This is a genomic window from Stenotrophomonas sp. NPDC077421 (assembly GCF_049545505.1).
GTDB classification, from domain to species: Bacteria; Pseudomonadota; Gammaproteobacteria; order Xanthomonadales; family Xanthomonadaceae; genus Stenotrophomonas; species Stenotrophomonas nematodicola.
The window spans coordinates 1-7,912 of sequence record NZ_JBMWDP010000069.1 but is presented as its reverse complement, the minus strand read 5'-3'; the positions used below and the strand labels follow the sequence as shown (position 1 = coordinate 7,912).

Genomic DNA, 7,912 nt, shown 5'->3' with positions numbered 1-7,912 from the left:
GCCGGCAACAGCGCGATCACGCTGGAAGGCGGCAACATCACTTTCAGCTGCCCAGGCACGTTTACCGTCAAGGCCGGGCAGCATCCGTTCATGGGCGGGGAACGCCGCGCCGCCAGGATCGCGCCGCTGCCGGCACTGCTGCTCCCGCGGATGAAGTATCGCGGCAAGCTGAGGGTGGTGGACGGCAAAGACGCGCCCCGGCCGGACATCTACTACATGATCGTCACCCGGGATGGCGACGTCCTCGCCCAGGGCGTCACGGATGACACGGGGCGCAGCATTACCGTGGCCACTGGAAAACCGGTACCAGTCACCGCGTACATCGGCAAACGCGGCTGGGCGATCGAGGAATCGACCCTCGATACCGAGGAGAGCTGCGGGTGCTGAACAGCGCGCACCCGCATGGACACCCGACCCAGGATGGAACCCAATGACGGCACATAGCGACGGCACGCACAAAGGCACCACGGAAATTGCATTCAGGACTTCCCTCGGCACCCCTGTCGAGGGCCTCACGTACCGACTGACCGATGGCCAGGGAAACGCCCGCACCGCCTCCACCGGAATCGGCGGAACAGGGCTGACCGTCCGGATCGGCGACGCCAAGGAAGGGACGTCCACCCTCTGGACAGTGGCTGGCGCTACCAGAATCCAGATCGACGTCCAGCGCGACGATGGCTCCTGGAAGACCATCGGCACCTTCCAGCATGACGCCGCCGCGCACAAGCAGGTCAGCGTGATCGCGGGCGCCGTCGCGATGCCCTTCCAGATGGATTCGGTATGACCTGCACGATGGAGCCGCACGCATGACCCAGCAAGCCCCCGCCCCGCAGGTACCCGTCCGCGTCGAGAACGACCGCGACGGCGTGGCCATGAACATCTGCCAGATCGCTACGGATTACTACGCCAGGATACGGCTGCAGATGATGAGCAACGGCGCCGCCACCTCAGCCAGCAATCTGCCCTATCTCGTTGTCAGAAACACTCCGCAGGCACCCGATGCCTGGCGGGTCGCAACACGCCCCTACATGGATACCGGACGCACAGATACGGCAGGCAACGCCCACGTGAGGGTGGCCGGCCCTGGCCGATATCGCGTACTCATCAAGGAGCCTACCGAGCGGTTCGTTGCGGGAGACGCATTCACGATTCCCCGCCACGCGCTCGCCACGGGGACCGATAGTGATCGTGACGTTCAACCGCTGGTCGAGCTCGAGGTCATCGAGAATGCCAACTGCACCCTTTCCGTGCGTCGAACGCACCCGAACGGCATGCAGCGCACCCGAGGCGGTGGAAACGATCAGATCCCGGCCGATGGGGCACGAAACAACTTCACCCAAGCGCATACGTCCGATGAAATTCGAAGCGCTCTTGACCTTGGCAACTACGTGATTTCGTATCAACTCTGGGCCGACGCCTCCCGGGCATACGGCACACACCACCCACGCATTCAGAACAGCACCTTCAGAGCCGCGCTGCGCATGATCTATGGCGAACAGTTGACCGCTGGCACAGGTGCCGGCGCCAGCCTCCACGACCGCGTATTGAATTCGGATGGCAAGGAAGTGCAGTTCAACAACCAGTCCACCACCGGTGGGCGAGGCCGACTCTCCTTCCGCCAGGACAACGGCCAGCCCGACAACCGGATGACCGCCGACGAAACGCTGCGGCGCACCCATCCCGCCACGATGGAGTTCCTGCTGCAGATGATGGACGATCTTGACATCACCTACGCCCGCAGCACCGGCGCCTGGCGGCCCCACATCGGCTCCACGCGGCATCGCTATGCCTCGGCCATCGATCTGACACATATGCGTACCACGGTGAACGGTGCGAACAACCAGCAGCACACAGTCACAATCCATTTTCATCGCGTATCGTCGACAAATTCCAATCCCATCGCGACTGGTCAGCCAGAGGCCGCTGAGCGCACCCGCATGCGGGAATTTTCGCGTCGGGTCCATGTGTACATAGCCAATGCGAGGTTGCGGGAAACATTAGGCTGGCTGGGTGGGCCGTGGAACTTGACCTACAACCAGCTTGGCATCGTTGACCAAGAACGAGGTAACACCGAGGCGTTCGCTACGGACAACACGCATATCCACCACATCCATATCAGCATGGGCACCGACCAGCCATGAGCTTGCTTCTACCTTTCCTCTTCGCTGCCGCGGGACTCTCTCAGGCTCCCTTTGAGACTCTTCCGTCTGCAGCAATGGGGCCGATCAACTGCCCCAAGCCCCCGGCCACTATCCGCACGGTGGAAGGCCGGATCTATGAGTGCCATCCGCAAGAGGGGGAGAGTGCCTACCGGGATGTCACCCCACCTGACGAGCAGACGCACTGGAGGGTGAACTTCGGTTCGACAAGACTGCCACCCCAGGGGACAGGCAGCTACCACCCGCCCGAGGATTGGCCGTTCCGGGCGATAGTTTCATCCCGCAACCCTGCCGCGATGGCCGCACAGTACTTCTATATTTTCGATCGCCACGGCATGGTGATCGACTCCAACGATGCGTCGGCTATCGGAGAACAGATGATGGAAGTGCGCATCTCCGGCATCCGCCTCTGGCCGCGTGCGAATGTGTTCTACCGCATGCCGCCGCCGGACGACAAGGAGAAGCTCAAGTGGACGAGCCCAACCGATCGGATGCGGAGTGTAGGCTTCTACGGATTGGTGGTCGATGGAAAGATGCTGTGTCCCGTACTGGACGAAAGCCAGGTCAGCAATTGGCCCGGGCCGGACATTCCCCATCACCCAGCAGGCACTTACATCAACGGTCATTGCGGTGAGGCCTACTTGATGACGTCGTATTTAAAGGATGATCCCGATGGCAACTTTCGCAACTACACCTATCCCGGCTTCAGCGCTGGCGGCCTTGAGCTGAGGTGGAGCTTTCAGCGGCATGACGAGCCGGTGCGGCCACTGCTCAACCGCCGCGGTGTTTGTGTGGCGTTTTGTCCGCCCAAGTAGGCGCGCAGCTTGCCTCCGCTGCAAATTCCAGCACATCAATCATCTATGAACCTGCTTTTTTCTCTCGTCCTCGCCGCCGCGTCGATTTCACAGGGTCTATTCGAGACCCTTCCGGGAGAGCAAATGGGCCCGATCAACTGCCCCAAGCCGCCGGCAACGATCCGCACGGTGGAGGGCCGGATCTATGAATGCCATCCACAAGAGGGAGAAGATGCCTACCGGGATGTCACCCCACCTGACGAGCAGACGCACTGGAGGGTGAACTTCGGTTCGACAAGACTGCCACCCCAGGGGACAGGCAGCTACCACCCGCCCGAGGATTGGCCGTTCCGGGCGATAGTTTCATCTTTCGGGTCGCAGCTGCAGGATGTCAGGTTGGGGCTGCCCAATCTGCCCGGACAGGTAACCAAGAGTTAATCCAATGTCAATCGACTATCTTGAGCTCAATGCATGGCACAAGCGGCAGGCGACGCTGTTGTACCACGTCGCCTCCATGCCCTACATCAAAGGACTGGTGGAGCGCATAGACGCGCTCATTGCCTTCACCGATGGCCTGCTCGAGGAGCGCGCCGACCTGGATACCGCCGGCCGCGCCCTGGCCAACTGGCGTCCCATCGATACCGCCGGTCACTTTTCCACCTACGCGTATCCAGCACTGGTAGATTTCCGCGAGAATGTGGTCAAGAGCATCGCCCTGCGGTCGTTCGAACAGTACCGCACCGCCGGCCAGGACCAATGTTCGCGCATGCTGGATGAGTATGCGCATCAGATGATCTGGGCCAGCCGCGAGCAGGAGGATGAGTTCAGGCATCTGACCGAGTCGGTCTTCCGCTATGCCGGTCTGCTGAGCGACGTGATGTACCGCCCCTCCACGCTCGACGATTTTTCGTTCTGGTCTCTCTGGCAGGAGAAGAAACACCTGTTTCCACGCATCCCCCGGTTCCGGGTGCGCACCGATGTTGTCGGCGTGAGCGACCAAACGCCCCCGCGAACAGGTGTCTACGTTCCGCAGGAAGATCCTATGGCGGCTCTTCAGTTTGCCTGGACGGGTGGTTTCGGCGAGCTGGGCAGTACCTACACATTGAGCGACTTTGGCCGGTTGGCCCTGGACCGGGTGGGCCGTTCCGGACTCTGGTCAAATGCCGCGGGCCTTCATGCATTGATTGGCGAGCCCATACACCGTGACTTGCCCGATATCGATGATGTAGACCGAGCGAACGTGAGCCTTGCACCCTCCGCCGTTTCCAGAGAGGGATTCGAAGGTCGCCCGTGTAAGTGGTACTTCGTCGAAATGATGAACGATGCATATGAAGATATTGACGGCAGCTATGCCGGCACGGCGTCCACCGCAGCGTGTACCCGGCCACATCGTATGGAAGCGGGAAAACGCGTGCCACAGGACGGCTGGTGGTATACCCCGGCCCAAATGGGATCACGCCGCTACTTCAAGAAGGATGACCGCTTCCCCGAGTTGAGGGGCAGTGACTACGGCAATGTGCTTTGGATCTGGTCACCCGATCAGTCCGGCCCCAAGCTCTGATCGCGATCATGGGTTCAGGCGCGAATCTGTTGTTCAATCTGTGGCACAAGCGTCAGGCCACGCTGCTCTATCACTTTGCCTCCCTCCCTTACCTCAAGGGTCCGCTTGAGCAGGTCAATCAGCTGATCGGGTTCGCCGGCAGCACAGCATTCTTGTAGATCGAGGCAATAGCGGAATTCAGAGGTGATTGTGACGATCTCTCCTTGCAGCCTTAAGGCTACGAGGCGCCCGAGGTACTTACCACGAACTACTGCGCTGGTTGTCGGACTTGTTGGATGCAGCAGCAGCGTGACCTCGCCCATCCGATTCCCGCGATCACGGAGGTGTTGGCCACCAATGACACGCACATCCACCACATACATATCAGCATGGGCACCGATCAGCCATGAGCCTGCTTTTTCCTTTCGTCCTCGCTGCCGCAGCACTTTCACACGGCCCCTTCGAGATGCTCCCGGAACCGACCGGCCCGATCAACTGCCCCAAGCCGCCCGCAACGATCCGCACGGTGGAGGGCCGCATCTATGAATGCCATCCACAAGAGGGAGAAGATGCTTACCGGGATGTCACCCCACCTGACGAGCAGACGCACTGGAGGATGAGGTTCGGATCGACACGACTGCCACCCCAAGGGACAGGCAGCTATCACCCGCCCGAGGATTGGCCGTTCCGGGCGATAGTTTCATCCCGCAACCCTGCCGCGATGGCCGCGCAGTACTTCTATATTTTTGATCGCCGCGGCGTAGTGATCGACTCCAACGATGAATTGGCTGTTGGAGAGCAGTTGATGGAGGTGCGTATCTCCGGCATCCGCCTCTGGCCGCGTGCAAATGTGTTCTACCTCATGCCGCCACCGGACGACAAGGAGAAGCTCAAGTGGACCAGCCCGACCGATCGGATGCGCGATGTGGGCTTCTACGGACTGGTGGTCGATGGAAAGATGCTGTGTCCCGTACTGGACGAAAGCCAGGTCAGCAATTGGCCCGGGCCGGACATTCCCCATCACCCGGCAGGCACGTACATCAACGGTCATTGCGGCGAGGCCTACTTGATGACGTCGTATTTGAAGAATGATCCTGATGGCAACTATCGCTACTACGCCTATCCCGGCTTCAGCGCTGGCGGTCTTGAGCTGCAATGGAGCTTCCAGCGACATGACGAGCCGATACGACCGCTGCTCAATCGTCTCGGTGTGTGTGTGGCCTTCTGTCCGCCCAACGTCCAGCACACCGATCAGCCATGAGCCTGCTTCCATCTTTCTTGTTCGCTGCCGCAGCACTTTCACACGGCCCCTTTGAGATCCTCCCGGAACCGACCGGCCCGATCAACTGCCCCAAGCCGCCTGCAACGATCCGTACGGTGGAAGGCCGCATCTATGAATGTCATCCACAAGAGGGAGAAGATGCTTACCGGGATGTCACCCCACCTGACGAGCAGACGCACTGGAGGATGAACTTCGGCTCGACACGACTGCCACCGCAGGGAACAGGCAGCTATCACCCGCCCGAGGATTGGCCGTTCCGGGCAATCGTCTCATCAAGCAATCCCGCAGCAATGGCGGCGGAGTACTTCTATGTTTTTGATCGCCGCGGCGTAGTAATCGACTCCAACGATGCGTCGGCTATTGGAGAGCAGTTGATGGAAGTGCGCATCTCCGGCATCCGCCTCTGGCCGCGTGCGAATGTGTTCTACCTCATGCCGCCACCAGACGACAAGGAAAAGCTCAAGTGGACGAGCCCAACCGATCGGATGCGGGATGTGGGCTTCTACGGATTGGTGGTCGATGGAAAGATGCTGTGTCCCGTGCTGGATGAAAGCCTGGTCAGCAGTTGGCCTGGACCAGACATCCCCAACCACCCAGCAGGCACGTACATCAATGGTCACTGCGGCGAGGCCTACCGGATCGAGTCTACCCTCCCGAACGATCCGGACGACAACTTCCGCTACTACGCCTATCCCGGCTTCCGCGCCGGCGGCGCTGCGCTGCGGTGGAGCTTCCAGCGGCATGACGAGCCGGTGCGACCGCTACTTAATCGTCTCGGTGTGTGTGTGGCCTTCTGTCCGCCGAAATAGGCGGGAACCTTTCTCCCACCCCAACGTCCAGTACACCGATCAGCCATGAGCTTTCTCTATCCCTTTGCCCTAGCCGCCGCGTCGATTTCACCGGGTCTATTCGAGACTCTGCCGGGAGAGCAAATGGGCCCGATCAACTGCCCCAAGCCCCCCGCCACCATCCGTACGGTGGAGGGCCGCATCTATGAATGCCATCCGGAAGAGGGAGAGGATGCGTACCGAGATGTCACCCCACCTGACGAGCAGACACACTGGAGGGTGAACTTCGGTTCGACACGACTACCGCCCCAGGGAACGGGAAGCTATCACCCGCCCGAGGATTGGCCGTTCCGGGCGATCATTTCTTCCCGCAATCCTGCATCGATGTCCGCGCAGTACTTCTATGTTTTTGATCGCCGCGGCGTAGTAATCGACTCCAACGACACGTCGGCTATTGGAGAACAGTTGATGGAGGTGCGTATCTCCGGCATCCGCCTCTGGCCGCGTGCGAATGTGTTCTACCTCATGCCGTCACCGGACGACAAGGAGAAGCTCAAGTGGACGAGCCCAACCGATCGGATGCGGGATGTGGGCTTCTACGGCTTGGTAGTCGATGGAAAGATGCTGTGCCCGGCACTGGACGAAAGCCGGGTCAGCAGTTGGCCTGGACCAGACGTTCCCCGTCACCCGGCAGGCACGTACATCAACGGTCACTGCGGCGAGGCCTACTTGAGAAAGTCGTACTTGAAGGATGATCCTGATGGCAACTATCGCTACTACGCCTATCCCGGCTTCAGCGCTGGTGGTCTTGAGCTGCAGTGGAGCTTCCAGCGGCATGACGAGCCGGTTCGACCGCTACTCAATCATCTCGGTGTGTGTGTGGCCTTCTGTCCGCCCAACGTCCAGCACACCGATCAGCCATGAGCCTGCTTCCATCTTTCTTGTTCGCTGCCGTAGCACCGACGTCCCCCGAGATTGAGTAGCGAAGCGGTTTGGAGTCCAATTCAATGACAAGGAGATTGGACGTGAAAAAGCGCTTTTCCGAAGAGCAGATCATTGGCTTCCTACGCGAGGCTGAGGCCGGCATGCTCATCAAGGACCTCTGCCGCCAGCATGGTTTTAGCGAGGCCTCGTACTACCTGTGGCGCAGCAAGTTCGGCGGCATGAGCGTGACCGACGCCAAACGGCTCAAAGACCTGGAGGCGGAGAACACACGCCTGGAGAAGCTACTGGCAGAACAGGTCTTCGAGAACGACGTCATCAAGGATGCGTTGCGAAAAAAGTGGTGACCGCACCGGCGCGCAGGCTGCTGGTGCGGAGCATGGTCGAGAAGGGGGTGAGCGAGCGGC

General features: G+C 60.4%; 9 protein-coding genes and 1 pseudogene. 9 read left to right on the top strand and 1 reads right to left on the bottom strand.

What is annotated here, in order from left to right; all coding sequences use genetic code 11:
- The 5 genes from ACPEH1_RS20250 to ACPEH1_RS20230 all read left to right on the top strand — a co-directional run.
- Nucleotides 1–387: DUF2345 domain-containing protein (locus ACPEH1_RS20250; RefSeq protein WP_423716299.1), on the top strand; the 387-nt coding region annotated here is incomplete at its 5' end.
- A 43-nt stretch (nt 388–430) separates the two neighbouring features.
- On the top strand, nt 431–784 hold the full coding sequence (locus ACPEH1_RS20245) for a hypothetical protein (RefSeq protein WP_136006684.1): 354 nt from the start codon (nt 431–433) through the stop codon (nt 782–784).
- A 22-nt stretch (nt 785–806) separates the two neighbouring features.
- The gene (locus ACPEH1_RS20240; protein ID WP_313161337.1) at nt 807–2,141 is read left to right on the top strand and encodes a hypothetical protein; all 1,335 of its coding nucleotides are present in this window, start codon (nt 807–809) and stop codon (nt 2,139–2,141) included.
- Nucleotides 2,138–2,974, top strand: a complete 837-nt coding sequence (locus tag ACPEH1_RS20235; RefSeq protein WP_423716298.1) for a hypothetical protein — start codon at nt 2,138–2,140, stop codon at nt 2,972–2,974. Before ACPEH1_RS20240 ends, ACPEH1_RS20235 begins: the two co-directional genes overlap by 4 nt.
- 421 nt (nt 2,975–3,395) lie before the next feature.
- Nucleotides 3,396–4,514: a hypothetical protein gene (locus tag ACPEH1_RS20230; RefSeq protein ID WP_423716297.1), complete on the top strand. Its 1,119-nt coding sequence runs from the start codon at nt 3,396–3,398 to the stop codon at nt 4,512–4,514.
- Nucleotides 4,515–4,528: 14 nt separating this feature from the next.
- Here the strand turns inward: ACPEH1_RS20230 and ACPEH1_RS20225 are convergent, their stop codons facing one another.
- Nucleotides 4,529–4,816: a hypothetical protein gene (locus ACPEH1_RS20225; RefSeq protein WP_423716296.1), complete on the bottom strand. Its 288-nt coding sequence runs from the start codon at nt 4,814–4,816 to the stop codon at nt 4,529–4,531.
- Between the two features lie 83 nt (nt 4,817–4,899).
- Between ACPEH1_RS20225 and ACPEH1_RS20220 the strand changes: the two genes are divergently transcribed.
- The 4 genes and pseudogenes from ACPEH1_RS20220 to ACPEH1_RS20205 all read left to right on the top strand — a co-directional run.
- Nucleotides 4,900–5,754 (top strand): hypothetical protein, encoded by an 855-nt coding sequence (locus ACPEH1_RS20220; protein ID WP_423716295.1) that lies wholly within the window; start codon nt 4,900–4,902, stop codon nt 5,752–5,754.
- Nucleotides 5,751–6,584 (top strand): hypothetical protein, encoded by an 834-nt coding sequence (locus tag ACPEH1_RS20215; protein ID WP_423716294.1) that lies wholly within the window; start codon nt 5,751–5,753, stop codon nt 6,582–6,584. Before ACPEH1_RS20220 ends, ACPEH1_RS20215 begins: the two co-directional genes overlap by 4 nt.
- Before the next feature lie 45 nt (nt 6,585–6,629).
- Nucleotides 6,630–7,487 (top strand): hypothetical protein, encoded by an 858-nt coding sequence (locus ACPEH1_RS20210; protein WP_423716293.1) that lies wholly within the window; start codon nt 6,630–6,632, stop codon nt 7,485–7,487.
- A gap of 83 nt (nt 7,488–7,570) precedes the next feature.
- A pseudogene (locus ACPEH1_RS20205) lies at nt 7,571–7,912 on the top strand (transposase); the annotation flags it as partial.